Consider the following 589-nt stretch of genomic DNA (forward strand, 5'->3'; position numbering starts at 1 on the left):
CCACCAAAGATGACTTTCTCCAGCGACATCGACACAGGCGAATCACACGCCACACGCATCAACTGCTTGAACGCCGACGGCGTCTGGTTGAGCACTGTGACGCGCTGTTCAACCAGCAGCGCATGGAAGTCTTCCGGCGAACGGGTCACTTCGCGGGGCACGATCACCAGTCGGCCACCATGCAGCAGCGCGCCGAAAATCTCCCACACCGAGAAGTCGAAGGCGAAGGAATGGAACNGGAATGGAACAGCGTCCACACGTCTTTTTCGTTGAATTTAAACCAGTCATCCGTGGCAGCAAAAAGGCGCATCAGGTTGTGATGGGCGAGCAAGGTGCCTTTCGGTTTTCCGGTCGAGCCGGAGGTGTAGATACACGTAGGCCAGGTTGTCTGGCGAGATCTGGTTGACCGGGTTTTCCGTGCTGTAACCGTCCAGCGCACCCGCCAGATCCAGTGTCTGAACATGTGCAGGAATAGGCAGTTGGCCAAGTAAATGCGCCTGGGTCAGCAACAGTTCGATACCGCTGTCGTGCATCAGAAAGCTCAGGCGATCCTGCGGGTAGTCCGGATCCAGCGGCACGTACGCGCCAC

General features: G+C 57.7%; 1 pseudogene. It reads right to left on the reverse strand.

The features are described from left to right. A pseudogene (locus AO068_RS26400) lies at nucleotides 1-589 on the reverse strand (AMP-binding protein); the annotation flags it as partial.

The sequence above is a fragment of the Pseudomonas sp. ICMP 3272 genome (assembly GCF_001466905.1).
GTDB classification, from domain to species: Bacteria; Pseudomonadota; Gammaproteobacteria; order Pseudomonadales; family Pseudomonadaceae; genus Aquipseudomonas; species Aquipseudomonas amygdali.